Annotated in this window: 20 protein-coding genes and 1 riboswitch; of the genes, 10 read left to right on the top strand and 10 right to left on the bottom strand. The window is 73.1% G+C overall.

Annotated features, from left to right (window positions below; all coding sequences use genetic code 11):
• The coding region (locus Q0817_RS10170) for a DUF6350 family protein (protein WP_298586682.1) at positions 1-1,374 on the bottom strand (1,374 nt) is incomplete at its 3' end.
• A gap of 172 nt (positions 1,375-1,546) precedes the next feature.
• On the opposite strand from Q0817_RS10170, the gene Q0817_RS10165 reads away from it, so the two are divergent.
• Positions 1,547-2,716, top strand: coding sequence for a glycosyltransferase family 1 protein (locus Q0817_RS10165; protein WP_298586679.1), 1,170 nt, complete (start codon positions 1,547-1,549; stop codon positions 2,714-2,716).
• 3 nt (positions 2,717-2,719) lie between these two features.
• On the opposite strand, the gene Q0817_RS10160 is transcribed toward Q0817_RS10165, so the two are convergent.
• Positions 2,720-3,103 carry a PIN domain-containing protein gene (locus tag Q0817_RS10160; RefSeq protein WP_298586676.1) on the bottom strand — a complete coding sequence of 128 codons (384 nt, stop codon included), beginning with the start codon at positions 3,101-3,103 and terminating at the stop codon, positions 2,720-2,722.
• A gap of 11 nt (positions 3,104-3,114) precedes the next feature.
• On the bottom strand, positions 3,115-3,348 hold the full coding sequence (locus Q0817_RS10155) for a hypothetical protein (RefSeq protein WP_298586673.1): 234 nt from the start codon (positions 3,346-3,348) through the stop codon (positions 3,115-3,117).
• Between the two features lie 13 nt (positions 3,349-3,361).
• A riboswitch (SAM riboswitch) is annotated at positions 3,362-3,487 on the bottom strand.
• A 404-nt stretch (positions 3,488-3,891) separates the two neighbouring features.
• Here Q0817_RS10155 and Q0817_RS10150 point away from each other — a divergent pair.
• Complete coding sequence (locus Q0817_RS10150) at positions 3,892-4,188, top strand: hypothetical protein (protein ID WP_298586670.1); 297 nt, start codon at positions 3,892-3,894, stop codon at positions 4,186-4,188.
• Between the two features lie 199 nt (positions 4,189-4,387).
• Here Q0817_RS10150 and Q0817_RS10145 read toward each other — a convergent pair whose 3' ends face one another.
• From Q0817_RS10145 to Q0817_RS10125, 5 genes are all read right to left on the bottom strand, one after another.
• Positions 4,388-4,579 carry a hypothetical protein gene (locus Q0817_RS10145; RefSeq protein WP_298586667.1) on the bottom strand — a complete coding sequence of 64 codons (192 nt, stop codon included), beginning with the start codon at positions 4,577-4,579 and terminating at the stop codon, positions 4,388-4,390.
• 209 nt (positions 4,580-4,788) lie between these two features.
• Positions 4,789-4,995 carry a cold-shock protein gene (locus tag Q0817_RS10140; protein WP_017832155.1) on the bottom strand — a complete coding sequence of 69 codons (207 nt, stop codon included), beginning with the start codon at positions 4,993-4,995 and terminating at the stop codon, positions 4,789-4,791.
• 214 nt (positions 4,996-5,209) lie between these two features.
• Positions 5,210-5,533, bottom strand: a complete 324-nt coding sequence (locus tag Q0817_RS10135) for a multidrug efflux SMR transporter (RefSeq protein ID WP_298586652.1) — start codon at positions 5,531-5,533, stop codon at positions 5,210-5,212.
• Complete coding sequence (locus Q0817_RS10130; protein WP_298586649.1) at positions 5,533-5,880, bottom strand: multidrug efflux SMR transporter; 348 nt, start codon at positions 5,878-5,880, stop codon at positions 5,533-5,535. Before Q0817_RS10130 ends, Q0817_RS10135 begins: the two co-directional genes overlap by 1 nt.
• A gap of 3 nt (positions 5,881-5,883) precedes the next feature.
• Positions 5,884-6,414 carry a TetR/AcrR family transcriptional regulator gene (locus Q0817_RS10125; RefSeq protein ID WP_298586646.1) on the bottom strand — a complete coding sequence of 177 codons (531 nt, stop codon included), beginning with the start codon at positions 6,412-6,414 and terminating at the stop codon, positions 5,884-5,886.
• 178 nt (positions 6,415-6,592) lie between these two features.
• Between Q0817_RS10125 and betT the strand changes: the two genes are divergently transcribed.
• The 3 genes from betT (at position 6,593) to Q0817_RS10110 (ending at position 11,923) form a co-directional block, all read left to right on the top strand.
• Positions 6,593-8,734, top strand: coding sequence for a choline BCCT transporter BetT (betT, locus tag Q0817_RS10120; protein WP_298586641.1), 2,142 nt, complete (start codon positions 6,593-6,595; stop codon positions 8,732-8,734).
• Positions 8,731-10,224 carry an aldehyde dehydrogenase family protein gene (locus Q0817_RS10115; protein WP_298586638.1) on the top strand — a complete coding sequence of 498 codons (1,494 nt, stop codon included), beginning with the start codon at positions 8,731-8,733 and terminating at the stop codon, positions 10,222-10,224. Before betT ends, Q0817_RS10115 begins: the two co-directional genes overlap by 4 nt.
• Positions 10,225-10,336: 112 nt before the next feature.
• Positions 10,337-11,923, top strand: coding sequence for a GMC family oxidoreductase (locus Q0817_RS10110; protein WP_298586635.1), 1,587 nt, complete (start codon positions 10,337-10,339; stop codon positions 11,921-11,923).
• Positions 11,924-12,008: 85 nt separating this feature from the next.
• Here Q0817_RS10110 and Q0817_RS10105 read toward each other — a convergent pair whose 3' ends face one another.
• The gene (locus Q0817_RS10105) at positions 12,009-15,134 is read right to left on the bottom strand and encodes a hypothetical protein (protein WP_298586632.1); all 3,126 of its coding nucleotides are present in this window, start codon (positions 15,132-15,134) and stop codon (positions 12,009-12,011) included.
• A gap of 120 nt (positions 15,135-15,254) precedes the next feature.
• On the opposite strand from Q0817_RS10105, the gene Q0817_RS10100 reads away from it, so the two are divergent.
• The 5 genes from Q0817_RS10100 to purU all read left to right on the top strand — a co-directional run bounded on the left by Q0817_RS10100 (position 15,255) and on the right by purU (position 24,435).
• The gene (locus Q0817_RS10100) at positions 15,255-18,599 is read left to right on the top strand and encodes an SNF2-related protein (RefSeq protein WP_298586629.1); all 3,345 of its coding nucleotides are present in this window, start codon (positions 15,255-15,257) and stop codon (positions 18,597-18,599) included.
• A gap of 189 nt (positions 18,600-18,788) precedes the next feature.
• Positions 18,789-20,201, top strand: coding sequence for a TY-Chap domain-containing protein (locus Q0817_RS10095; RefSeq protein ID WP_298586627.1), 1,413 nt, complete (start codon positions 18,789-18,791; stop codon positions 20,199-20,201).
• Between the two features lie 118 nt (positions 20,202-20,319).
• Positions 20,320-21,558, top strand: coding sequence for a benzoate/H(+) symporter BenE family transporter (locus Q0817_RS10090; RefSeq protein WP_298586624.1), 1,239 nt, complete (start codon positions 20,320-20,322; stop codon positions 21,556-21,558).
• A 242-nt stretch (positions 21,559-21,800) separates the two neighbouring features.
• On the top strand, positions 21,801-22,940 hold the full coding sequence (locus Q0817_RS10085) for a VIT1/CCC1 transporter family protein (RefSeq protein ID WP_298586622.1): 1,140 nt from the start codon (positions 21,801-21,803) through the stop codon (positions 22,938-22,940).
• 628 nt (positions 22,941-23,568) lie between these two features.
• Positions 23,569-24,435 carry a formyltetrahydrofolate deformylase gene (gene purU / locus Q0817_RS10080; RefSeq protein WP_298586618.1) on the top strand — a complete coding sequence of 289 codons (867 nt, stop codon included), beginning with the start codon at positions 23,569-23,571 and terminating at the stop codon, positions 24,433-24,435.
• Between the two features lie 34 nt (positions 24,436-24,469).
• Here purU and Q0817_RS10075 read toward each other — a convergent pair whose 3' ends face one another.
• Positions 24,470-25,531: a Gfo/Idh/MocA family oxidoreductase gene (locus tag Q0817_RS10075; protein ID WP_298586615.1), complete on the bottom strand. Its 1,062-nt coding sequence runs from the start codon at positions 25,529-25,531 to the stop codon at positions 24,470-24,472.
• Between the last annotated feature and the right edge of the window lie 25 nt (positions 25,532-25,556).

Genomic DNA, 25,556 nt, shown 5'->3' with positions numbered 1-25,556 from the left:
GCTCCGCGGCCTCCCCCGGCCCGCCGAGCGCATCGCGCGCCGCGCCGCGGCCTCCTCCCGCCGCCGCCGCCGCGCCTCGCGCCGGCCGGCAGGCGTCCCGTCCTCCCCGTCCTCCCCGTCGCGGGGCGGCGCGAAGTGCGGCTCGTGCTCGAGCCACGGTCCCACGACGTAGCCGACCGCCGTCCCGGCGGCCACCTCGGCACCGAACAGCAGCAGGACGGCGAGCCCGTCGGGCCCCACGTCCGTGAGCCGGCCGAGCCCCAGCGAACCGTGCGCCAGCCAGCTCAGCAGCATCACCAGCACACCCGCGACCGCGCCCACGAAGAGTCCCGTCAGCAGTGTGGAGAGCGGGAACGTGATCCAGCGGGCGGGCAGCCGGAGCGCCATCCAGTCGTCCAGGTGGTTCTCCCCCTCGCGCAGGAACCACCAGCCGGCGAGGACGCCGGCCAGGACCGGCAGCACGACCACCACGAGCGCCCAGGCCGGGAGCTCCGCGGGCGGCAGCGCGGCGAGCGCCGGGAGCAGCGGCACGGGCCCGGGGTCCGTGCCCAGCGGGGAGGAGTGGGTGCCGGCACCGAGGTCGAAGCCCGCGCCGGTGGCCCAGGCCAGGGCGTAGACCGCGAGATTGGGCAGGTAGCCCAGTTGGAGACCCGTGAGCGCGGTGTCCCCCGGCACGCCGGTGCCGAGCCGCTGGTAGACGCCCACCACGTCGTTCCAGTTCCACAGCAGCGCGGCGGCGAGCAGGGCCGCCCCGGCGCCGACACCGGCGACGGCCGCGACGAAGCCGGCGCGCAGCACCGCCCACACGTAGGACCCGGCCCATCGGGAGTACTGGCTCGTGCGCTCGACCCACGCGGCGGCGTTGACGCCGATCAGCCCCGGCAGCGACCTCGAGGCCCGGTACGCGCCCACGAACCCGCCCAGGGCCACGGGCACCAGCGGGAAGACGGCCGCGGCCGCCGGGCTCGCCGAGACCTGCTCCCCGGTGAACAGCAGGGCGGCCGCCGCACCGAACGCTGAGTAGGCGGCGAGGCCGCTGAGGTACGGCTGCCAGAACTGGCCCTCCCAGCAGGCGCGCGCCAGCCGCCTCCCGGCGTGCCAGGCGAGCGCGAAGGGGACGAGGGTCAGCCCCAGCGGGACGAGGTTGAGCGTCCCCGTGGTCGCGGGCAGCCCCGCCCCGGGGTCCAGGGCCACCTGGAGGGGTGTGAGGTGGGCGAGCAGCCACACGTGGCCGGAGAGCACGAACCCGCCGGTCAGGCCGAGGGTGTCGAAGCCGTCGGCGAGCCACACCATGAGGACCGTCAGCAGGACCAGCAGGTAGGACACCACGGCCACGGAGCCGAGTTCCAGCACGCCCTGCAGCCACAGCGGCATCGGCACACCCCTGCGGTCGGGGCGTGCAGCGGGGGAAGAAGAGCCATGGGAGTTCATCACCGCCCATCTTCCCACGCCCGCGCGGCGCCCCGGCAGAGGCTTCACGGCGCCTTCACCGGCGGGCCACGCGCCGCTTCCCGCCCGGTCGCCCGTCCCGGGCAGGCTCGGACCCATGAGAGTCGCCGTGGTCGCCGAGCAGTTCCTCCCCCATCTGAACGGAGTCACCCACTCGGTGCTGCGGGTCGTCGAGGAGCTGGTCGCCGGGGGCCACGACGTCGCCGTCGTGGCGCCCTCCTACGACCCCGCGCCGCTCGGGCGCCTCGCGGAGGACGTCGTCGAGGACCTCGACGGGGTGCCGGTACACCGGCTGCCCGCCGTTCCCCTCACCGGCTACCCGGCCGTGCGCGTGGCCGGGGGGACCGTGGCGCGGGTGCGCCGGCAGCTGGAGCGCTTCCGGCCGGACGTGGTCCACGTGGCCTCCCCGTTCGTGCTGGGCCGCCGGGCGATCGTGGCGGCCCAGCAGCTCGGCGTGCCGTGCGTGGCGGTCTACCAGACGGACGTCCCCGGCTACGCGGCCAAGTACGGGGCCCCCTTCCTCGAGCAGCTCCTGTGGGGGCACGTGCGCTCCATGCACAACCTCGCGACGCTGACGCTCGCGCCGTCCACCTCGGCCGTCCGGCAGCTCGTCGAGCACGGCGTCCACGACGTGGACCTGTGGCGGCGCGGGGTGGACACCACCCGCTTCTGCCCCCGGCACCGGGACGAGCGGTGGCGCGAGGAGGTCGGCGGCGGCCGGCGGATCGTCGGCTACGTGGGGCGGATCGCACCGGAGAAGCAGGTCGAGGACCTCGCGGCGGTCGCGGACCTGCCCGGCACGCGCCTCGTGGTGGTGGGGTCGGGGCCGGAGGAGGACGCCCTGCGCCGCCGGCTCCCGCAGGCCCACTTCACCGGGCGCCGCAGCGGCGCCGACCTCGCGCGCATCATGGCGTCCTTCGACGTGTTCGTCCATCCCGGCGAGTTCGAGACGTTCTGCCAGACGATCCAGGAGGCCATGGCCTCCGGGGTGCCGGTGGTCGCGACCGGCCGGGGCGGCCCCCTCGACCTCGTGGACCCGTCCCGCACCGGCTGGCTCTATCCCCCGGGTGACCTCGGGGCGCTGCGGGGGCACGTGGCCGACCTCCTGGGTGACGAGGCGAAGCGGGCCGCGCTCGGCGCCGCCGCGCACGCGGCGGTCCAGGGCCGGACGTGGGACGTGCTGGTGGGGCAGCTGCTCGAGCACTACGAGCACGCCGTGGAGCTCTCGGTGCGGGGTCGCGGCCCGCGCCGCCGCCGGGCCGCCTGAGGACTACGGCCGGGCGGGGGCGGCGTCCAGCACGGGCGTCCCGGTGCCGGCGTACCGCCCGGGCTCCGCGGTCAGCACGGTCAGCCCGTGCACCAGAGCCGTGGCCGCGGTGAGACCGGCGAGCGGGTCGGCCGTGCCCGTCGCGGCCAGCGAGCCCCACGCCCGGGCCACGGCGGCGTCCACCGGCAGCACCCGGCCGGGAAAGCGCAGCTCGAGCTGCTCCGCCCACAGCGTCTCGTCCGGCCGCTCGGCGAGCAGCTCCCCGAGCACCGTGGCCGGCAGGAAGAGCCGCCGGTGGCCCTGCCGGCGCAGGGTCTCGGTGAGCTCGGGGCAGCGCTCCGGGGTGCGCACCCCGAGCAGCACGGAACGGTCCAGGAGCAGGTCCACGGCGCGGGCTCTCAGGCGGCGGCGGCGAGCTCCCCGCGGGCCGGGGCCAGCAGGAAGTCCACGAACTCGGTGCGGGCCTGCACAGCACGGGCGTAGTCCTCGACGCTCATGGCGGAGACGCTGATGGCCGGGACGCCGCCGGCCGGGTCGTGCGGGGCCGAGTCCCGTCCGGACGGGACGCTCGGGGCGGCCGCGGGGAACGCGCTCGTCCGGGTGACGGCAACAGGGGTGCGGGGGTCGGACATGACCGTGATCCTTCGTGCGCTCTTGCTCGCACCGGGTACCGCCGCGGCGGCGATGCGAGCCGCTTCGTCATCCGAACCACCCGTGAACATGGGGTTGGTGCCCGGTCAAGTCGGAGCTTGCCGACCGGGTCTCTTGAAGCTGTCCCCATTGAACCACATCGTCCGGGCGGCACCCCGGCCGCGTCCCGTGCCGCGCTCCTGTGCGCCGGTCTTCCCCGGGGCGTCACCGTTGCGACATCTCGGCGACACATCCCTCCGCTGGAATGGGGTCGGAACACCGGGAACGGCGCCGGCGACGGGCCCGAGCATTACGTTTCAGTGACACAACTCACCATCCGCTTGTCGAGGTGTCGGAGCTCCGGGGTAGCCTGGTCCTGCTTCTCGAGATGCGGCGTCCACGTGCTCGACCGGAGATCGACGATCCCCGACGAGCCCGTGGAGGGGCTCCGACCCGCTGCGCGCCAACCCGATGTTCCCGGGTGGATCGGATGACGAAGCGGCGGGCAACGCCATCGGATGCCTGCAAGAACGTCAGGAGAAAATATGACCATGTCCGAAGAAAGAACAGCCATCACCACCGACCAGCGCGAGGAGTGGATCGACGTGACCGTCACCGCCCTCCCCGATCTGCACCTCGTCCGGCTCACGTCGACCGACGGGGACGTGCAGGAGTACCTGAGCCCCGAGGCCGACGACCTCGCCGCCGCGGCGGAGCACACGGAGGGAACCGCGCAATGGTGCGCCAAGTACCGCCAGCTCCTCGTTCCCGGAGCCCTCGCGGCGACCGGACGGCACCCGTTCTTCAAGCTCCACCCCTCGACCCTCCCGCTGTCGGCGTAGCCGGCGGGCAGGACACGACGGAGGCCGCAGCCCGATGGGCTGCGGCCTCCGTCGTGCGGTCGCCCCTCGTGCGGTCCCGCGTCGTCCGGTCGCGGGTGGTGCGGGCTCCGCCGTGCGGTCGCGGGTGGTGCGGGCACCGTCGTGCGGTACCGCGTCGTCCGGTCGTCCCGGCGCGGGGGACGACGGCTCCGCGGGGCGCTCACTCGAGACCGTAGTCCCCCGCGGAGCCCCAGCCGCCGCCGGCCTCGTCGGCGGAGCCGTCGAACTCCCCCTCGGAGGCCTCGACCTCAAAGGGCACGGAGACCTCCAGCTCGGCGTCGGAGATCCGGTTCACCACGAAGGGGTCCTCCGGCTCCTCCGCCTCGGGGAACGGATCGGGCACGGTCACCATGGTTCCTCCCGGTGCTCTTCTCCGGTGCTCTTCTCCGGCGCCTCCGCCCCGTGGGACACGAGGACCTGGGGCACGCCGATGCGGGCTACGAGGATGCGGGGTACGAGAATGCGGGGTACGAGGATGCGGGGTACGACGACAGAACCGCCGCCGGGCGGAGCCCGACGACGGTTCTGGAGGATCGACGGGCCGGGGCCCGAGGCGGATCCTTAGGAGATGACGTTGATGTTCGCGGCCTGGGGGCCCTTGGGGCCGTCCTGGGTCTCGAACTCGACGCGGTCGTTCTCGTTCAGCGAGCGGAAGCCGTTCGAGTTGATCGCGGAGAAGTGGGCGAAGACGTCCTTGGAGCCGTCCTCGGGGGTGATGAAGCCGAAGCCCTTGTCAGCGTTGAACCACTTGACGATACCGGTAGTCATGGGAGACCTGATCCTTCATGAGATGAACGTTTCCCGACGTTCGAGAAACACGACAGTTGTGATGCATGGAAAACGTCTTCTCAGAAAAACTGCTGCACCCGAGTGGGCCGAACTGCTTGAAAGACAAAAACGAACCTCAACAACTGCGGACTACTGTACACGAGATGCGGCACCGTGCCACCCGGGCGGCGCGCCGCCCTCCTCCCGGAGCCGCTCAGGCCGGCGGGGCACCCAGCTCGATCAGCAGCACTCCGCCGGCGATGAGGGCCACCCCGGCCGCCGTCACCCAGGTGAACGGCTCGCGGAACAGCAGCCGGCCGGCCAGCGCCGTCAGCGCCACCCCCGTGGCCGACCAGATGCCGTAGGCGACCCCGAGCGCCATGCCCTCGGCCAGGGCGAGACTCAGGCAGGTGAACGCCACCAGGTAGCCGGCGACCACGGCGGCGTACCAGCGGGGGCGGCCGCGGGCGGCCATCCGCAGGGACAGGGTCCCGGTGACCTCGGTGAGGATCGAGACGGTGAGGAAGAGCCAGGCCATCAGCCGGTCTCACCGTTGCGCCGGGCAGGGCGGTGCGAGCCGATCTCCACGCAGAGCACGCCGGCCACGACCAGCGCGATCCCGGCCAGCACGGCGGGGCCCAGCTGCTCGCCGAAGACCACGGCCGCCCCCAGGGCGGTGAGCACCACCCCGAGGGCGGCCCACACGCCGTAGGCGACCCCCACGGGGGTGCCGCGGCGCAGCACGGCGGCCAGCAGCGCGAACGCGGCGGCGTAGCCGGTGCCGACGAGGACGTACCAGGCAGGCTCGTCCAGCGCGGCCTTCAGCGACAGCGTGGCCACCACCTCGGCGAGCACGGCGGCGATCAGCAGCACCCAGCGCAGCACGGCTCAGCCCGCCAGCAGCTCGTCGGCGACCGCCCTGACCCGGGCCCGCTCCTGCGGATCGGGGGCGAAGACGCCCGCGGCGTCGGCGAACCACACGCCGTCGGCGAGCAGCCGCACGGCCAGCAGCCGGCTCCGGCGCTCGGCGGGCAGGTCCTCGGGCAGGTCCACCCACGGGGTCATCCGGGCCACCCAGCGCCGCTTGAGGGTGGCGCGCAGCCGCTGGTCGGTCAGCATCACGAGGTCGGTCTCGTCGACCTCCCCGGACAGGCACCAGTCGAGGTAGGCGCGCAGCCGCTCCTCCGCCGGCACCTGCTCCGGCGGGGCGGGGAGGCGGCGGGCCATCTGCGCGTCCCAGCCGTCCATCACCCGGTCCACCAGGGCGAGCATGAGCGCCTCCTTGGTGCGGAAGTGGTACATCACCCCGGGCTTGCTCAGTCCCACGTGGCGGGCGGTCGACTCCAGGGTGACGGTGCCGCCGGCCCGCAGCAGCTCGAGGGCGCCGCCCAGGATGCGGTCGCGGGAGGAGGGATTCATGGAGAAGACTTTACCAACCGGAAGGTTGGTGACACCATGTGACGCAGACCGGCGTCCCGTCGAGGCACCCCGCCGGCCCACCGCGGGGACGACGACGCCCTGCTCCCGCCCGGTCCTCCCGGACCGGCGTGCGGACGACCCCTCGTTCCGGACCACCCTTCCCAGGAGGACCCGACCCATGACCGCTGCCCTGTCCGCTTCCCCCGCCGCGAGCGAGGGTCCGCCCGGTGCGCGGCCCCGCCCGAAGGTCAACCCCGCCGTGTTCGCCGGCTCGGGCGTCACCATCATCCTGTTCTCCCTGTGGGCGATCCTCGCGCCCGACCAGGCCTCCACGGTGATCAACGCCGTGGTCGGCTGGATCTCGACCAACATGGGCTGGTTCTACGTCCTGACCGCCACCGTGGTGACGGTCTTCGTGCTGGTCGTGGCGTTCTCCCGCGAGGGGACCATCAAAATGGGCCCGGACCACTCGAAACCGCAGTACAACCTGTTCACCTGGACCGCGATGCTCTTCGCGGCCGGCATCGGCATCGACCTGCTGTTCTTCTCCGTGGCCGAGCCGGTCACCCAGTACTACGGCCCGCCCGCCGGCGAGGGCGGGTCCCTCGAGGCGACCCGGATGGCCGTGGTGTGGACGCTGTTCCACTACGGCGTCACCGGCTGGGCGATGTACGCCCTGATGGGCATGGCCTTCGGCTACTTCGCCTACCGGTGGAACATGCCCCTGAGCATCCGCTCGGCCCTCTACCCGCTGATCGGCAGGCGCGTGCAGGGACGCATGGGGGACGCCGTGGACGTCGCGGCGCTGCTGGGCACGATCTTCGGCGTGGCCACCTCGCTGGGCATCGGCGTGGTGCAGCTCAACTACGGTCTCTACCTGCTGTTCGGGATCGAGGAGGGCACCGCCGCGCAGATCGGGCTGATCGCCCTGGCCGTGGTGATGGCCACCGCCTCGTGCGTCTCGGGCGTGGACAAGGGCATCCGCAGGCTCTCCGAGCTCAACGTCCTCATGGCCGTGGCGCTGATCATCTGGGTGCTCCTCGCCGGCCGGACCTCGTTCCTGCTCGACGCCACGGTGCAGAACCTCGGCGACTACGTGTCCGCGCTGCCCGGGATGACCCTGGACACGTTCGCCTACACCGGTGCGGCGGAGTGGATGGCGGGGTGGACACTCTTCTTCTGGGCCTGGTGGATCGCCTGGGCGCCGTTCGTCGGCCTGTTCCTGGCGCGGATCTCCCGCGGCCGCACCCTGCGCGAGTTCGTGATCGCGACCCTGACCGTGCCGTTCCTGTTCATCCTCATCCTGGTCTCGGTCTTCGGCAACAGCGCCCTGGCGATCGTCACGGGCGGCGACGACGCCTTCGGGCAGGCCGCCATGAACACCCCCGAACGGGCGTTCTACTCGCTGCTCGAGCAGTACCCGGGCGCGCCGATGCTCATCGCGCTCGCCTCGCTGGCCGGGCTGCTGTTCTACGTCACCAGCGCCGACTCCGGGGCGCTCGTGATGTCGACGTTCACCTCGACGATCCAGGACCCCACCCAGGACGGGCCCAAGTGGCTGCGCATCTTCTGGGCCGCCGCCACCGGGCTGCTGACCCTGGCGATGCTGCTGGTGGGCGGGGTCCCGACGCTGCAGGCCGCCACGCTGATCATCGGCCTGCCCTTCTCGATCGTGATGTACCTCGTCATGATCGGGTTCTGGAAGGCCCTGCGCGCCGAGCGCTCCCAGCGCGAGGGGCGCAGCTCCACCCGCCGCTCCGCGGCCGCCTCCCGCACCCCCGGCTCGGACGGCCACTGGCGCCGGAGGCTCTCCCGGACCGGCTCGTTCCCGGGCCCGAAGGCCGTGCGCCGCTACGAGGACGACGTGCTCGTTCCCGCCCTCGCGGAGGTCGTCGAGGAGTTCCGGGCCCAGGGCCTCGACGCCGAGCTCACCAGCTCGGTGGTCGGCTACCAGGACCTGTCCGAGCACACCCTGACCGTGCGGATGGGCGAGGACCGGGACTTCTGCTACCAGATCTATCCGGTGGCCACGCCGGTGCCGGCCTTCGGCGGGTTCCGCACCAACCCGGACTCGGACCTGTACTACCGCCTGGAGGTCTTCAACGAGACCGGCTCCGAGGGCACCGACGTCATGGACTGGAGCCACGAGCAGGTCATCAACGACGTCCTCGACAGCTGGGAGGCGCACCTGGCCTTCCTGAGCATCCACGACGGCCCGTCCGTCATCCAGGACGGCGAGCAGGGCCACCCCGACTGGTCCACCGACATCCGCGACGTGCCGACGGGGCAGATCCCCGCGGCGAAGGAGGCACACCCGTGAGCACCACCTTGTTCATCGACGGCCAGTGGCAGGCCGCCGCCCAGGGCGGCACCCGCACGATCGTCTGTCCCGCCGACGGCACCGAGGTCGGCGTCGTCGCCGAGGCCACCGCGGAGGACACCGAGCGCGCGATCGCCGCGGCCCGCCGGGCCTTCGACGACGGCCGCTGGTCGTCCGTGCCCGGCCCGGAGCGCGGGGACCTGCTGCTGCGGGTCGCCGCCCGGCTGCGCGAGCGCAAGGACGAGTTCGCCCGCGCCGAGTCCCTGGACACCGGCAAGCGGCTGGTCGAGTCCGAGATCGACATGGACGACATCGCCGCGTGCTTCACGTACTTCGGCAAGACCGCCGCGGAGCAGGCCGGCCGCGTCGTCGACGCCGGGGACCCCACCGTGGTCTCGAGGGTCGTCACCGAGCCGGTGGGCGTGTGCGGGATGATCACGCCCTGGAACTACCCGCTGCTGCAGGCCGCCTGGAAGATCGCCCCGGCGATCGCGGCCGGCTGCACCTTCGTGCTCAAGCCCGCCGAGCTCACCCCGCACACGGCGATCCTGATGATGCAGGTCCTTCAGGAGGTCGGCCTCCCCGACGGCGTGGCCAACCTCGTGCTCGGCGCCGGCGCCGAGGCGGGCGCGCCGCTGTCCTCCTCCCACGACGTCGACCTCGTCTCGTTCACCGGCGGGGTCGTCACCGGCCGGGCCATCGCCGCCGCCGCGGCGCCCACCGTGAAGAAGATCGCCCTGGAGCTCGGCGGCAAGAACCCCAACGTGGTGTTCGCCGACGCCGACTTCGACGCCGCCGTGGACAACGCCCTCAACGCCGCGTTCGTGCACTCCGGGCAGGTCTGCTCGGCCGGGGCCCGGCTGGTGGTCGAGGAGTCGATCGCCGAGCGCTTCGTCGACGAGCTCGTCCGCCGGGCCGAACGGATCCGCCTCGGCGGCCCGTTCGACGAGCAGGCCGAGACCGGGGCGCTGATCTCCCAGGCGCAGCGGGACAAGGTCCACGCCTACGTGGAGCGCGCCCGGCAGCAGGGCGCCCGGGTCCGCACCGGTGGCGAGCACGCCGCCGGGACCTCCGCCGACGGCTCCCTCGATCTCGGGCAGGGCTTCTTCTACCCGCCCACCGTCATCGACCGCTGCACCCGGGAGATGGACTGCGTGCACGACGAGGCCTTCGGCCCCACCGTGACCGTCGAGACCTTCCGCACCGAGGACGAGGCGGTGGCCATCGGCAACGACACGATCTACGGTCTGGCCGGCGCCGTGTGGACCCAGGACGCCGGACGCGCCCAGCGCGTGGCCGGCCGGCTGCGCCACGGCACGATCTGGATCAACGACTTCCACCCCTACCTGCCGCAGGCCGAGTGGGGCGGGATGAAGCAGTCCGGCTTCGGGCGCGAGCTCGGCCCCACGGGCCTGGGCGAGTACCAGGAGCTCAAGCACGTCTACCAGAACACCGCCCCCGCCGTGACCGGCTGGTTCGCCGAGCACTGACCCGTGCCCGCCCGGCGTCGTCGTCGCCCGCACGACGACGACGCCGCCGGCGCGCCCCGAGACCCGCCGCCCCCGAGACCCGCCCCGACCCGAGACCTTCCCGAGGAGAGACATGACCACGCCCAGCACCACCCCGGCGCCCGAGACCCCGCAGGAGTTCGACTACCTGGTGGTCGGCGGAGGCTCCGCCGGCGCCGTCGTCGCCGCCCGCCTGTCCGAGGACCCGTCCGTGACCGTCGGGCTGATCGAGGCCGGACCGCACGACCGGGACATCGACGAGGTGCTGACCCTCAGTCGGTGGATGGAGCTGCTGGAGTCCGGCTACGACTGGGACTACCCCATCGAGGAGCAGGAGAACGGCAACTCGTTCATGCGCATGGCCCGGGCCAAGGTGCTGGGCGGCTGCTCCTCCCACAACTCGTGCATCGCGTTCTGGGCCCCGGCCGAGGACCTGGACGAGTGGGAGGAGGTCCACGGCGCCGAGGGCTGGAACTCCGAGACCGCCTTCCGGCTCTACCAGAAGCTCGAGACCAACGACGACGAGGGCGCCCACCACGGCCACGACGGGCCCGTGCACCTCATGCAGGTCCCCGACGCCGACCCCTGCGGCGTCGCCCTGCTCGAGGCCTGCGAGCAGGCGGGGATCCCGCGCACCACGTTCAACACCGGCAAGACCGTGGTCAACGGCGCGAACTTCTTCCAGGTCAACCGCCGGGCCGACGGCACCCGGGCGTCGTCGTCGGTGTCCTACCTGCACCCGGTCGCCGACCGGGAGAACCTCACGGTCCTGCACTCGACCCAGGCCCAGCGCGTGGTGGTCGAGGACGGCCGGGCGACCGGCGTCGAGGTCGTCGACAACGCCTTCGGCACGTCCCGGACCGTGCGCGCCCGCCGCGAGGTGGTCGTCTCGGCCGGAGCGATCGACACCCCGAAGCTGCTGATGCTCTCGGGCATCGGCCCGGCGGAGCACCTGCGCGAGGTCGGCGTGGACGTGGTCGTGGACGCCCCCGGGGTCGGCGCGCACCTGCAGGACCACCCCGAGGGGGTGCTCCAGTGGGAGGCCCGGAAGCCCATGGTCACCGAGTCCACCCAGTGGTGGGAGGCCGGGATCTTCACCCAGGTGGACCCGGACACCGACCGGCCGGACCTGATGATGCACTACGGCTCGGTCAACTTCGACATGCACACCTTCCGGCAGGGCTACCCCACCGCGGACAACGTCTTCTGCCTCACCCCGAACGTCACCCACGCGCGGTCCCGCGGCACCGTGCGGCTGCGCTCGCGGGACTTCCGGGACAAGCCGAAGGTCGACCCCCGGTACTTCACCGACCCCGAGGGCTACGACATGCGCATCATGACCGCCGGGATCCGCAGGGCCCGGGAGATCGTGGCGCAGTCGGCGCTGGCCGAGTGGGCCGGGACGGAGCTGTTCCCGGGTCCGGACGTGCAGACCGACGAGGAGATCGCCGACTACGTCCGGCGCACCCACAACACCGTGTACCACCCGGCCGGGTCCTGCCGGATGGGGCCGGCCGAGGACGCGATGTCCCCGCTCGACCCGCAGCTGCGGGTCAAGGGGGTGGCGGGCCTGCGCGTGGCCGACGCCTCGGTGATGCCGGAGCTGACCACGGTGAACCCCAACATCACCGTCTACATGATCGGCGAGCGCGCGGCGGAGCTGATCGCGGCCGACGCCTGAGCGTCCCCTCCCCGCTTCCTCCCCCGACGCGGACGGGCCCCGGGTCGCACGTGCGACCCGGGGCCCGTCCGTTCCCGACGGCGGCTCAGCTCATGAGCTTGTCCACCAGCGCCTGGGCGAACTCGGGCGTGACGTCCCCGTAGTTGAGCGAGAAGTCCTCGTCCACCTTGGCGGGCAGCAGCCCGGAGCACAGGACGGCGGCGCGGGCGTAGAGCCCGGCCAGCTCCGCCCCGATGGGCACGGACAGCAGCTCCAGCTCGGGGTCGTAGGAGACGATCGGCACCCCGGCCTGCCGGGCCGCGAAGTGCTTGCCGATGCCCGAGGCCACGAACCGGGCGTGGCCGGACTCGACGTCCGCCGGGGTGCGGAACGCGTACCGGGTCCGGTGGTGGTGGTTGATCCGGTACAGCCCCGGCCGGTTCCGGTCCTCGGTGTGCTCCCACGTGGCGTCCTCGGGGACGAAGCGCTCGGCCACCCCGTTGTACTGCATCTCCGCGCGCCGCAGCCGCTCCTCGACCTCGGACAGCGGGGGCAGGGTCTCCAGCATCGCGGGCCCGGCGTCGAAGACGACGTCGCACAGCCCCACCGGCAGCGCCTCCTGCAGCGTTCCGAGGTCCACGTCCTGCAGCAGGGTGGTCCCGTGGTCCTCGGGGGAGAGCACCACCACGGACGCCTCCTGCGCCGCGGCCGCCTCGGCGACCACGGCCTCCTTCTCCGGTGTCCAGCCGCCGGTGAGCAGCACGGAGCCGTCCACGAGCTGGGTGAGCGAGGGCCCGCAGACCTGCCAGCGCCGCACGGTCCAGTGCTCGTCGCGGACCACCTCGAGGAAGCCGAGGGCCTGCAGGTGGCCCACGAACCACTCCTCGAAGCGCTCGGAGTCCTCGAGCTGGCGGGCCACGATCGACAGGCTCGAGCGCTTGCCGCCGCCCAGGAACGTGAGGGCGTCCCGGAACGGGGCCCAGGACGTCGGGTACTCCCCCTCGTCCGGGCCGATGAAGCGCAGCGCCTCCACGGACCCGGTGGAGGTGAGCGCGGAGGGCTTCGTGAGCCGGCCCGGATAGCGCTTCTGCAGCCCGCACTGGGCGCACTGGCCGAAGATCCACGGCGCCTTCGCCTTGGGCTCCATGGCGGGCAGCACGATGCGGTGCCGGCCGGTGGTCAGGCAGGAGCGTCCCTCCGGCTCGGGCAGCGCGTTGGTGCGCTCGAGCAGCAGCTGCCCCTCGGAGGAGTGCCAGCCGGGGGCGCCGGGGACCTCGTGGTCCCCCGCCGCCTCCCGTGCGGGCAGGTTGTCGAACGCGCCCTGCACGTACCGCTCGGGCAGCTCCGCCACGATGCCCGCCGTGACGGGCCACAGGGGCTCCTCCTCGACGTGCACCATCTCGCCCTCGTAGCCGAGGGAGCGCTGGGTCAGGTGGAAGGACGAGTCCCGCAGCTTGAACTCGCGGCGCTGCCGGACCGTGCGGCCCGCCTTGAGGACCAGCGTGTAGTCGTTGGGCTTGAGGGTCCGGTCAGCCCGGGCCATCGGCGTGCCGTGCAGCGAGATCTGGAACGGCGGCACGCGCCCCTCCACGAGCTTCGCCTTCTCCAGCTTGAAGGAGTGCGGGTTGCGCCACTCGCACTCCACGGTCAGGGGCGCGTCCGTGTCCGAGGTGATGGTCACCTGCGGCGGGCGCAGCGCCGACCAGCGCACCACGTCCCCGGGGATCCGCAGGCCCCCCGAGAGGGTCACGGCGGGGACCAGCCGGGGCACCAGTCCGGAGAAGTTGTCGTTGGCGGTGAGCTCCGGGTTGCCCGCGCGCAGCACCTGCACGTCGTCGAACATCACCCAGCCCTCGGCGAGGCCGTGGGTGCCCGCCTCGACGAAGCGGTAGTCCGGGGAGGCGGAGTCGTCGAGGATGCGTTTGATCTGGGCGATCCACTCCGGCTCGTCCCGGACCATGATCCGGCAGGGCCAGGCCGCGGGGATGTGGTCCACGGAGATGAAGGTGTCCGAGAAGCCGTCCTTGGCGAAGATGACGACGGGGCGCGGGTGGCGCTCGAAGCGCACGTCCCCGGCGCTGAGCTGCAGGGTCCCGCCCAGCAGCGTCCCCGGGTCCATCCGCGCGGTGTAGGCGGAGACCCCCAGGAAGGCGTCCCCGATGAAGGACAGGAACACGGTGCGGGGCCCCGCCGTGGTCTCGAGCTCCACCTCCCGGCCGGAGAGGAAGCGCTTGGGCACCACGAAGCCGAGCTCGAACACGGGGTTGCCCACGTAGTCCGTGCTGTCCGTGAGGGACAGCGAGCACGACTTGACGGCGCTGCGGCCCGGCCCCCGGCCGTTCGCGCGGACCTCGGCGCGGGCCTGCTCGCGGGACTGCTCCCAGACGGCGAGCTCCGCCAGGGCGATCTCGAGTCCGGGCTCGCGGGTGAGGGGGTTCGCCCAGACCTGCTTCATGGCCTTGGACGCCTTGGTCTCGGCCATGTCCAGCCAGAAGTCGAGGTAGACCCCGAGCTCGGCCGCGGAGAGCCCCTGGGCCGTGGTCATCCCGAGGTCCTCGAACATGCGGTGCAGCTGGCGCCGCTCCGCCTCGCCGAACATCGTCTGGGACAGCGCGAGCCCGACCGGCCGCTGGTTCACCGCGTACGCCGTGGGCAGGCCGATCTCGCCGTTGCGCAGCTCGAGCCAGTAGCGCAGCGCGTCCCAGTACGCCTCGGTGTCCTTCTTGAAGGACGACTCGAGGGCCTTGGCGTTCTCCGGCCCGGCCTGCAGCAGCACGGTCAGGGGCAGGAAGAACGCGGAGACGGACTTGTTGCCCGTCCGCGCGGCCAGGGTCGACATGTGCCGTCCGGCGAGCGCGAACAGCGCCAGCAGCGCGACGACGGGCGGCGGCGGGATCTCCGCGATGGAGTCCAGGCTGCGGCGGGTGGCGCGGTACCACTGGCCGTTGAGCCGGTTGAACACGTCGAACACCGAGCGCCGCCCGTCCTCGGTCACCAGCAGCGGGGTCACCGAGTCGGCGAGCGCCCGCAGGGTCGAGGGACCGTCGAGGCCGCGCTCCTCGCCGATCGCGGCGAGCGTCTTGTCGTCGAGGTCGAGGTAGATCAGCTCCCCCGCCCGCTCCGGGCCGAAGAAGGCCGCGCAGACGGCGTCGTTCCACCGGAGGTAGGCGAGCTCCTCGGCACTGTCGGCAATGGCATGGTCTCCGAGGCGGAGCCCAGCAGTGTCGGGCACGAGTCCTCCGTCCGCGGCCGCACGTGGGGCCGCTGTCGTCGTTCGAGGGGTCGCCTCGATTATAGAGAGGCCGCAGGACCGCTGCGCACGCCCGGCGTCCCGGGCCGATACGGTGGGACGATGCACTCCCCTCCCGGTCCCCTCGTGGACTCCCGGCGGCTCGTCGCCGCCTCCGGGCCCGCCGTCTTCCGGCGCGGCCAGGAGTACTTCCGCACCGGACGCGTGCGCGCCGTGCGGTGGTCCCCGGGCGCCGAGGGGGCCGGCAGCCTCTCCGCCGAGGTCGAGGGCTCCGGGTCGGTGTACTCGGTGTCCGTGCACGTCGGGGCCGAGGGCGCGCCCGGGCCCGCGTGGTGCAGCTGCCCGGCCGGGGGCTTCTGCAAGCACGCCGTCGCCACGGTGCTGCGCCACAACTTCGAGACCGCGGTCCGCGCCCACCAGCAGGGCGGCACCGCGGCGCCGCCGTCCCCGGCCGGCACCGCGCCCCGGGAGGGCCACGCGTCCGGGCGGCGGGGCGGCGCACCCGACTGGAAGGACGCCCTGACCGAGATCCTGGGCGGGACGGGCCCCGTGGAACCGCCCCCCGAGGAGCCCGAGGGGGTGGCCCTGGAGTTCGACCTGCGCCGGGAGCCGTACCGGTACGTGCACGGCACGGGCCGCGCCGGCTCGCCGTGGCACCTGTACGTCCGCCCGGTGCGCCGGGGCCGGCGGGGCGGGTGGATCAAGGGCGGGCTGGACTGGGAGACCGTCACCGCCGACGCCGGCCGGTGGTCGCTGAGCCCCGAGCAGGTCGACTGGTTCGACGAGCTCCGGGCGCTCAGCGCCACCCGCTCCCCCTACGCGGTGCACGACCGGCACTGGATCCGGCTCGACTCCTACGCCTCGCCCCTGCTGTGGGGCATCCTCGCCCGGGCGGAGGCCGCCGGGATCTCCCTGGTCGGCCGGGAGCACGGGCTGCCCGTGACGGTCGAGGAGCCGGGACGCTTCCACGTGGACGTGCTGCGCGGCCCCGGGAAGGACCTCGAGCTGCGGCCCACGGTGGACTGCGGCGACCGCAGGATCGCCCTCGGCACCGCCCGGATCATCGGCGACCCCGGGCACGGGCTGTTCTCCCCGGACGGGGACCCGCAGGCCGTCGCCGACACGGAGGACCTCAACGTCCTCCCGCTGCGCCTCGTGCCCCTGGCCACCCGGCTGACCCGCGAGCAGCGGCGGTTCCTGGACACGGCGGGCGGGCTGCGGATCCCCGAGGACGAGGTCGAGGAGTTCTTCGACCGCTACTTCCCGCGGCTGCACCGCAGCATGGACGTGGACACCGGGGACGGGTCCATCGAGCTGCCGCAGGTCGCGGACCCCGAGCTGGTGCTCACCCTGGAGCACCAGGAGCTCACCATCCGCGCCCGCTGGGAGTGGGAGTACCAGAAGGGCCGGGACCGGATCCTGCTGCCGTTCCGCCCCGAGGACCCGCTCGCCGACGAGCCCGTGCACCGCGAGTCCTCCTGGGAGACGGCAGTCACCGCCGCGGTGCGCCACCGGGCGCCGGGCGTGGACTTCCGCCGCTCGAGCTACGTGGCGCAGGACGCCCTGGTGCTGGTGCGCGAGTGGCTGCCCGCCCTCGAGAAGGTCCCGGACCTGCGGATCGAGCACACCGGCGGGCGCATGGCCTACCAGCAGATCGCCGACCCGCCCACCATCACCGTCAGCACCGCCGCCACGGAGCGCCGTGACTGGTTCGACCTGGGAGTCACGGTCAAGGTGGGAGAGTTCTACATCTCCTTCGCCGACGTCTTCCGCGCCCTGGACCTCGGCCAGGACGTGATGCTGGCCCCGGACGGCTCGTGGTTCTCCCTGGACCGCCCCGAGTTCGACCGGCTGCGCGAGCTCATCGCCGAGGCGCGCTCGCTGCAGGAGACCCCCGAGGGGCCGCTGCGCATCCACCGGCACCAGGCCGGGCTGTGGCAGGACTTCGAGGACGTCGCGACGGACACGGACCAGGCCGAGGCCTGGCAGGAGAGCGTGCGCTCCCTGCTCGAGCTCGAGGACCTCGGGGCGCCCCCCGTCCCGGCGACCCTGCACGCCGAGCTGCGCCCGTACCAGCGCGACGGCTACTCGTGGCTGAGCGTGCTGTGGGACCACGGCCTGGGCGGGATCCTGGCCGACGACATGGGTCTGGGCAAGACCGTGCAGGCGATCGCCCTGATCTGCCGCGCCGTCGAGCGGGACCCGGACCTGCCGCCCTTCCTCGTGGTCGCCCCGACCTCCGTGGTGCCCAACTGGACGGCGGAGATCCGGCGCTTCGCCCCGTCCCTGCCGGTCGTGGGCGTGACCGACACGCAGGCGAAGGCCGGCACCGACCTCGCGGACGCCGCCGCGGGCGCCCGCGTGGTGGTGACCTCCTACACCCTGCTGCGCCTGGACGAGACCGCCTACCGGGGGATCTCCTGGGCTGGGGTGCTCCTCGACGAGGCGCAGTTCGTGAAGAACCCCCGGACCAAGGCGCACCGGGCCGCGAAGGAGCTCGACGCCCCGTTCAAGCTCGCGATCACGGGCACCCCCCTCGAGAACAGCCTCGTGGAGCTGTGGGCGCTGCTGTCCCTGACCGCTCCCGGCCTGTTCCCGTCCCGGCGGAAGTTCACGGAGACCTACCAGCGTCCCATCGAGCGCGGGGAGGACGCCGCGGCGCTCGCCCGGCTGCGCCGCCGGGTCAAGCCGCTCATGCTCCGCCGGACCAAGGAGTCCGTGGACCTCGAACTGCCGCCCAAGCTCGAGCAGACCATCGAGGTGGAGCTCTCCCCCGCGCACCGCCGCATCTACGACACGCGCCTGCAGCGGGAGCGGCAGAAGGTCCTCGGTCTGCTGCGCGACCTCGACCGCAACCGCTTCACCATCTTCCAGTCCCTGACCACCCTGCGCCTGCTCAGCCTCGACGCGTCCCTCGTGGACCCCGCGGCGGACGTCTCCTCGAGCAAGCTCGACCTGCTCTTCGAGCACCTGCCCGAGATCGTGGCGGAGGGGCACCGGCCGCTGGTGTTCAGCCAGTTCACCAGCTTCCTCAAGAAGGCCGCGGCCCGCCTGGACGAGCTGCGGATCCCCTACGCCTACCTCGACGGCTCCACGACGGACCGGGCGCGGGTGCTCGAGCGGTTCACGTCCGGCGAGGTCCCCGTGTTCCTGGTGAGCCTCAAGGCCGGCGGCTTCGGGCTCAACCTCACCCAGGCCGACTACTGCTTCCTCCTGGACCCGTGGTGGAACCCGGCCACCGAGGAGCAGGCCGTGGACCGCACCCACCGCATCGGCCAGCAGAAGAAGGTGATGGTCTACCGGCTCGTGGCCCGGGACACGATCGAGGAGAAGGTCATGGAGCTCAAGGAGCGCAAGGCCAGGCTGTTCACCGCCGTGCTGGACGACGACAGGATGTTCTCCAGCGCTCTCACCGCCGAGGACATCCGGGGCCTGCTCACGCCCTGACCTGCGGCTTCGTCCGCGGGTGGGCGCCGGGACCGTCACATTCTCCCGCACGCGCGGGAACCGGCGGGCAGGGACTAGCATCGGAGGTGCGCGGTATCGTGCGGCGGCGTGGTGCCGTGCGGCGGCGCAGCCCCCTCGGCTCGGGCGCCTTCCCCGAGCCGTTCCGACCATTCGACCGGAGGACCCTCCATGCCTCACGCCGTGGCGGGACTCGCAGCCTTCGTGCAGCGCTATGGCTCGCTGATCCATGCGATGGCCGACCGCGGGATGACCCGCGGCCAGGTGCGGATGCGCTTCCAGCTGCTGTTCCCGGAGGAGTCGACCGCCGTGCTGGACGCGGCGATCGCGCACCTGGAACAGCGCTTCCCGCAGGACGCCTCCGCCCCGGAGATCAACGACGGCGCGGTCGGCGCCGGCGTGTGGCTCGTCATGGCGCAGCACCTCGGACTGGCACCGGCCCCGGACTACGCGGCGCTGAACCTGAGCACGGACGTGGTCCGCGACGTCACCGGCCTCCTCGCCGCGTCCGACGCCGACGGCTCCCTCACCCGGCGGACCCTGGGACTGATCGGGGCGGCCCAGCGGCACTGCGCCCAGGACTCCTCCTGCCGTCCGCTCAGCGCGCACAGCTACGAGATCGCGCGGCTGGGGCTGTGCACGGACTCCGACTTCCTGTGTGCGCTCGCCCACCACTGGCCCGTGCCCGAGCGCACGGTCGCCCAGCGCCTGGGCGGCGGGCGGTGGGACGTGGCGCTCGAGCGGATCGGGCTGCAGGCCGGCGCCGAGCCCGCCCTCGAGCACGCCTTCACGGAGGACGAGTACGCGACGGCCGTGACGGCGTTCCTCTCCCACTGCCGCAGCACCGGCCACCACCCGACCACGGCCCGCTACGGCCGGTGGGTCGTCGAGCAGGAGGCGGACAGCACCCCGCGCCCCTACTTCGACGGCGTCCGCCGGTTCTTCGGCTCCTGGGAGGAGGCCATGCGCTTCGCCTCCGCCCGCCAGCCGGCCGGGGAGCCCCCGGGGGACGGCTTCGCCGACACGAGGACCTGGTCCGACCTGGCCACGCCGGAGGCCCAGGAGATGCTGGGCCGCGCCGGCATCGGCGTGGTCCTCCCGGACGAGGCCACCCCGGTGGCCGGCGAGGACGTGTGGGAGGACCTGCGCCGGCTCATCGCCACCGTGCTCGCCCGGCTGCCCTGGAACGACTTCCTCGTCGTGGAGTACGAGCGCTACGACGACCGCTCGGAGGCGCCCGTCGCGTGGGCCGGGGTCGGCCCGCACGGGGTGGAGTGCGCCGTGCTCTCGGGCGGGCAGCTCGCCCACGCGGCCTGGCCCGTGGACGCCACCTTCTTCCACGAGGACGAGTGGAACGAGCCGACGGGCTGGGACCAGCCGTGGACCACCGCCCCGCTGGGCTTCCCGGAGGCGGCGCAGAAGCTCGTCGAGGGCCTGCGCTTCGGCTGGGGCTGCTCCGACCCGTACCGGTTCCACTGGGGCGTCGGGTCCTTCCCCGCCGAGACCCGCGACGAGGCCTCCGTCATCGCCCCGGACCGCCGGCAGTGGCGCGCGCCGGCGGCGCCGGACACCGTCGACTCCTGACGCCCACCGGTCGATTCATATGCCGGGTCCGGAGAATCATGCGGGATTGATATTTATCTCCGGGAGAGGGTCGTCCTAGGCTGGCACGGTCCACCCTTCTGCCATCCAGGAGCACTCCATGAGCCGCCACGTGCCGAGCACCACCCGGCCCGCCGAGCACTCCGGTCGCGGACTCCGGCGGGACTGGTCCGCGTCGGCGGCCCTCGCGGGCCTCGTGGCCGTGGTCGTCTCCTACTCGGGACCCGTGCTCGTGGTCCTCGAGGCCGCCCGGGCGGGCGGACTCGACCCGGAGCTCACCTCCTCCTGGCTGTGGGCCATCTCGGTCGGCTCCGGCGTCACGTGCGCGCTCATGAGCGTGTGGACCCGGCAGCCCGTCATGGTGGCGTGGTCCATCCCGGGGGCGGCGCTGCTGATCACCTCGCTCGGCAACTACTCCTTCTCCGACGCCGTGGGCGCCTATGTCGTCACCGGCGTCCTGGGCCTGGTCCTGGGCGTGACGGGGCTGATCGGCCGGATCCTGGCCGCGGTGCCCAAGCCCATCACCGCCGCCGTCCTGGCGGGCGTCCTGTTCCCGTTCTCCATCAAGGTGGCCTCGGCGGTCGTCGAGAACCCGTGGGTGGCGGGCGCCCTCGTCCTGGGCTACCTCCTGGGGCGGCGGTTCTTCCCCCGCTACGCCGTCTTCGCCGCGCTGGCCCTGGGCGTGCTGATGGCTCTCGTCCGGGGGCGGATCGAGCCCGTGGCCCTGGACCTCTCCCTCACCCAGCCCGTGCTGACGCTGCCCACGTTCTCGTGGGACGCGATCGCCGGGATCAGCATCCCGCTGCTGATCGTGACCGCGGCCGGGCAGAACGCCCCGGGCCTGGCCATGATGCACACGGCCGGCTACGCCGCCCGGGACCGTCTGCTGCTCGGCGCCTCGGGCGTCGCCTCGGTCGTCTTCGCGCCCTTCGGCAGCCACGCCCTGAACCTCGCCGCCGTGACCGCGGGCATCGCGACCAGCCCCGAGTCCCACCCGGACCTCGGCCGGCGCTACGTGGCCGGCGTCTCGTGCGGATTCTTCTACGTCCTCTTCGGCCTGTTCGCGGACACCATCGTCGCCGCGTTCTCGGCGATCCCCCCGGGGATGATCACCGCCCTCGCCGGCGTGGCCCTGCTGGGCGCGCTGCAGGGCTCCTTCTTCGACAGCATGCACCCCGGCCGGCACCAGCCGGCGGTCATCGAGGCGGCGCTCATCACCCTGGTGGTCACGGTCTCCGGGATCGCCCCCTACGGCATCGTCTCCCCCTTCTGGGGCATGCTCGCGGGCATCGCGGCGTACGCGATCCTGCGCCGCCCCGCGGCGGCCGGCCCCCGCTGAGCGGCCCGCGGGGCTTCGGCGCACCGAATCCCGGGGGCGCCGCCGCGGGTCTACACTCGTCGGGAAGCGAAGGGGAGTAGTTCCCGGGTGCCGTGCACCCGTCGGTCTGTCGCCATCCCGGTCTCGACGAGGAGTCCCGGCAGCCCACCCGTGACCGCGGGCGAACGAGACCTTCCGGACCACACCGCACCCCCGGTCGGACCCCGCGCGCCCCGTGCCGCCCCGGGCCCGAGGAAGGCCCCATGACACCCGACGCCGACTCCCCCGCCTCGCGGGAGGACACCGCCCACCCGAGCCGACCCGAGCGCGGGCAGATCCGCCGCTGGCGCAAGTACCTCGCGGAGGAACGCGCCGAGGCGCGGATCTACCGCCTCCTCGCCGCCCGCAGCACCGGCCGGGAGCAGGAGATCCTGCACCAGGTCGCCGAGGCCGAGCAGCGCCACGCCGAGCACTGGGTCCGGCTGCTCGGCCCCCATGCCGGAGCCGAGGCCCGGCCGTCCCTGTACTCCCGGCTGCTGATCTTCCTCGCCACGCACTTCGGCTCCGTCTTCGTCCTGGCCCTGATCCAGCGCGCCGAGAGCCGCTCCCCCTACGACCGCGAGCAGGACGCGTCCGACGCCATGGCGGCGGACGAGGCCGTGCACGAGGAGATCATCCGCGCCCTCGCCACCGAGGGCCGGCACAAGCTGTCCGGGAACTTCCGGGCGGCGGTCTTCGGCGCCAACGACGGCCTCGTGTCCAACCTCGCGCTGGTCATGGGCGTGGGCGCCACCGGGACCTCCCCCGGGATGGTGCTCTTCGCGGGGATCGCCGGCCTGCTGGCGGGCGCGCTGTCCATGGGCGCCGGGGAGTTCGTGTCCGTGCGCTCGCAGCGCGAGCTGCTCGACGCCTCCCAGCCGACCCAGGTGACGCTGCACGTGGCGCCGAACCTGGACCTCGACGCCAACGAGCTCGTGCTGATCTACCGGGCGCGGGGCATGAGCGAGGAGGCCGCCGAGCACCGCGCCGCGGAGCGGCTGGGCTTCTTCGAGTGCGACTGCGACCCCTCCCGGTCCTTCCAGGACACCGTCGCGGACGAGCCGGCGCCGCACTCCACCATGGCGCTGGGCACGGACCTGGGCGCGGCGGCGTCCAGCTTCTGCTTCTTCGCCTCCGGAGCGATCATCCCGATCCTGCCGTACCTCGCGGGTCTCACGGGGGTGCCCGCGATGGTCGTGGCCCTCGTCCTGGTCGGGATCGCCCTGCTGGTCACCGGAGGCCTGGTCGGCCTGCTCTCCGGGGCCTCCCCCTGGAAGCGCGGGCTGCGCCAGCTGGCCATCGGCTACGGCGCCGCCCTGGCCACCTACCTCCTCGGGCTGCTGTTCAACACGAGCGTCGCCTGATCCCGCCGCCGGCGGTCACGAAGGCGAACAGATCCTGTCCTCACTTCCGGGGACAGGCGCGGGAGGGGCCGGAACCGCACGGCGGCCGGCCCGAGAGCGAACGGACTGGTGGGAGCGGGTTTCCCGGCCGATCCGCCGCCGCCGGGTCCGTCGGGCCGTCCCCCGGGAGAGCCGCTGCCGAGCGTTCGTGGCCCGCCCCGGGAATTCGCCGGGAAAACCGGGTGCGGACGCGGTGCCGCTTCGGATAAGGTGGCGATCGTGGTGAGAACCACAGCAATGGGGGAAATTGCACGGATCGGACCGATTCGGACGCACTGGGGGGTGCACCGTCTGCGGCATCCGTGTTCTGAAAGCCGCTCAGCCCACGGCTCTCCTCTGTTGAGGCGTGCAACGCCTGCCGATGGCCGCGGGTCCTCCATGGGAGGCGCATCTCTCCCCGCGCCGGGCGGACTCCTACCGCCCGTTCCCGCGGCCATCGGTCTACACCGCACCCGCTCCGCCCCGGTCGCCCTGCGCGGCACTCGGTCCCGGCCCCCTGGCCGCTGGGGCTAGGATCGTAGGGCCGCGCCCGCCCTCGCCGGGGCCGCACCGCGCGGCGCACCCGTCACCAGCGCCGAGGAGCCCGCCCATGCCCGCCCAGGGGACCGTCGAACACGTCCTGACCGTCCACTGCCCCGAGGCCCACGGACTCGTCAGCGCCATCACGTCGAACCTGACCCAGCAGGGCTGCGACATCTTCGACGTGAAGCACTTCTCCGACCGGTTCACCGACGAGTTCTTCATCCGCTGCCACACCGTCAGCGAGGCCGGCACGGCCACCGTCGAGTCCCTGACCGAGGGCTTCGCGCCCGTCGCGGAGCAGCACGACATGCGGTTCCGGCTGGTCTCCGTGCAGCGCCGGACCCGGGTGCTCGTGATGGTCTCCCGGTTCTCCCACTGCCTGACGGACCTGCTGCACCGCACCCGGATCGGCGAGCTGCCCATCGAGATCGTGGCCGTGGTCTCCAACCACCTCGACCACAAGAGCCTCGTGGAGTGGCACGAGGTCCCCTTCCACCACGTCCCCGTCACGGCCGGGACCAAGCCGCAGGCCGAGGGCCGGCTGCTGGACCTCGTGGACCGCTACGACGTCGAGCTGGTCGTGCTGGCCCGCTACATGCAGGTGCTCTCCGACGAGCTGACCCGAGAGCTGTCGGGGCGGTGCATCAACATCCACCACTCGTTCCTGCCCTCGTTCAAGGGCGCCAAGCCCTACCACCAGGCCTACGCCCGGGGCGTGAAGATGGTGGGGGCCACGGCCCACTACGTGACGGCCGACCTCGACGAGGGCCCGATCATCGCCCAGCGCGTCATGCCCGTGGACCACGCCCACACCCCCGCGGACCTCGTGGCGGTGGGCCGCGACGCCGAGATGCAGGCCCTGTCCCGCGCGGTGAAGTGGCACGCCGAGGGCCGCGTGGTGCTCTCCGGCAACCGCACCATCGTCCTGGTCTGACCCGGCCCCCGCGCCCCGGGGCGGCCGGGCGCGCTCACGCCCGCGCCGGCCGGACCGTCCGCACCGGGAGGTCGGACGCCCCGAGAGGCTCCACCCGGACGGCGACTCCCGTCTCGAGCGAGCGCTGCGCGGCGTCGGCCACCCGGGAGGCGGCCACGGCGTCGCGGGCCGTGCAGGGGCTGGGGATCTCCCCGCGCACCACCTGCACGAAGGCCGCCATCTCGAGGCGGTAGGCCTCGGCGAAGCGCTCGTGGAACGTGGTGTGCGGCGGCCCGGCCGGGAACCCGACCCCGGGCTCGGCCGAGCGCATCGCCATGTGCTCGTCCATCCCCACGGCCACCGAGCCCTTCGAGCCCTGCAGCTCGAGCCGCACGTCGTGGCCCGCGCCGTTGTAGCGGGTCGCGGCCACGGTGGCCACCGTGCCGTCGTCGAGGGTGAGCACGGCCAGCGCGGTGTCGACGTCGCCCACCTCGCCGATCCGCGGGTCCCCGCGGTTGGACCCGCGGGCGTACACCTCCACGACCTCGCGGCCGGTGATCCACCGGAGGACGTCGACGTCGTGCACGGAGCAGTCGCGGAACAGCCCGCCCGACGTCGCGAGGAACTCCACGGGCGGCGGGGTCATGTCACCGGTCACGGCGCGCACGGTGTGCAGCCAGCCCAGCTCGCCCGCTGCGTACAGCTCCCGGGCCCGGACGTAGCCGGGGTCGAAGCGGCGCTGGTGGCCGATCTGGACCACGCCCTGCACGCGCTCGATCTCGTCGAGCAGGGGCAGCGCCTCCGCCACGGACAGCGCCACCGGCTTCTCGCAGAAGATCGGCAGCCCCGCGGCCAGGCCCGTCCGGATCAGCCCCGGGTGCGTGGCCGTGCCGGTCGCCACGACGAGGCCGTCCACCCCGTCCTCGAGCAACGACTCGACCGTGGGCAGCGGCACCGCCCCCGTCCGGCCGGCCACAACGGCCGCCTGCTCGGACACGGCGTCCACGATGCTCAGCCGCACCGCCGGCTCACCGCCGGGATCGCGCAGGGCGGCGAGGTGGGCGGCGTGCATGGCGCCGATGCGGCCGGCGCCGATCAGTCCGATCCGGACGGTCATGGCGGGGAGTCCTTTCGACAGGGAG

Source organism: uncultured Kocuria sp. (assembly GCF_947500125.1).
Taxonomy (GTDB): Bacteria; Actinomycetota; Actinomycetes; order Actinomycetales; family Micrococcaceae; genus Kocuria.
This window is presented reverse-complemented; position numbering and strand designations above follow the sequence as displayed.